At 62.3% G+C, this 1,163-nt stretch carries 2 protein-coding genes and 1 pseudogene; all 3 read left to right on the top strand.

Annotated elements, in window-relative coordinates:
- Positions 1-37 precede the first annotated feature (37 nt).
- Positions 38-358, top strand: a pseudogene (locus HDR50_RS12505) (helix-turn-helix transcriptional regulator).
- 240 nt (positions 359-598) lie between these two features.
- Positions 599-742 (top strand): hypothetical protein, encoded by a 144-nt coding sequence (locus HDR50_RS10985; protein ID WP_291358208.1) that lies wholly within the window; start codon positions 599-601, stop codon positions 740-742.
- A 215-nt stretch (positions 743-957) separates the two neighbouring features.
- Positions 958-1,163 (top strand): hypothetical protein (locus tag HDR50_RS10980; RefSeq protein WP_291358206.1); only part of this gene is annotated, 206 nt, incomplete at its 3' end.

Here is a 1,163-nt window from a genome sequence, read left to right as displayed (position 1 = left end):
TNCCCGNNNATGAANCAGCTCCCGGANCTTCCCAGCCATTTTTGGAGAAATCATNGCCGAGGCNCGCGCCAGGGCNGGNCTTTCGCAGGANNAGGTGGCGGNGGCCANCGGGGCGAGCAATGTCTTCATCAGCCTGCTNGAGACCGGCAANCGNCAGCCCTCGCTCACNTCCGCCATCCTGCTCGCATGGAGCCTGGGCNTNNCGCCGGANGANCTGGTGCGCCGGGTCGTCCTCNAACTGGGGGCGGCGAAGGTTTCNCAAAAACCCTNANGGATTCCATCCTGTTGGGAAAAATTTTCAAATTTTTCTGGAAAAATCGAAATCTCCCCTAAAGCACACTTNTCCCCNTGCCGATAAGGCCGGTGTTGAGTGGAAGCAGTGGNACCCGTGCGCCTTGCGCGCGGGAAACGGCGCCATCCGTCTGCAGGGAAGCAGTGAACCATTCAAGGAGGAATGGACATGTCGCTGATTCTGAATCACACATCCTTTGANCCGCTNTCGCAGCGGCCNGACGAACCACCGGGAAGCCATCAGGAACTCTCAAAAATCGACAGATACCTCGAAATTCTGCAAGACAATAAAAACGCCAGCCGCTTTGTGCCCAATGACGCCGCCGTGGCGCTGGACATGGCCGGCTTCGTGCGCCGCCGCGTGGGCGGCGGACGGCCCGGCCCCGCGCTCTCGGCCGCGCGGCTCGCGCTGGCCCTTGTGCAGCCCGGCGAGGAAATGCCCACCCAGTAGGACGCCTCGCTGGCTTGCGCCCTGAAAGATGCACATCATTCGCATCACCTTTCCGACATGAAGGCTGGCGCCGATCAGCTCACCGCATCCGCTCAACAGACGATTGAGAGAAAGGAGGGGCCGCAAGGCCCCTCCTTTTGCTGCCGGCTGTGCCCGCAGCAACGAAAACCGCGAAGAGGCTGCGGCTTTGCCGCGCCGTCATCTGAGCGGTTTTCGTGCTTTCGGGCCGCGCAGCGGGCCGGACGAAAAAACCGCGCCTGTGTGGGGTTGTCATCCGTGTGGCTGGCCGCAAGGCCCCTCCTTTTGCTGCCGGCTGTGCCGACAGCAACGAAAACCGCGAAGAGGCTGCGGCTTTGCCGCGCCGTCATCTGAGCGGTTTTCGTGCTTTCGGGCCGCGCAGCGGGCCGGACGAAAAAACCGC

The sequence above is a fragment of the Desulfovibrio sp. genome (assembly GCF_014803725.1).
Classification (GTDB): domain Bacteria; phylum Desulfobacterota; class Desulfovibrionia; order Desulfovibrionales; family Desulfovibrionaceae; genus Desulfovibrio.
This window is presented reverse-complemented; position numbering and strand designations above follow the sequence as displayed.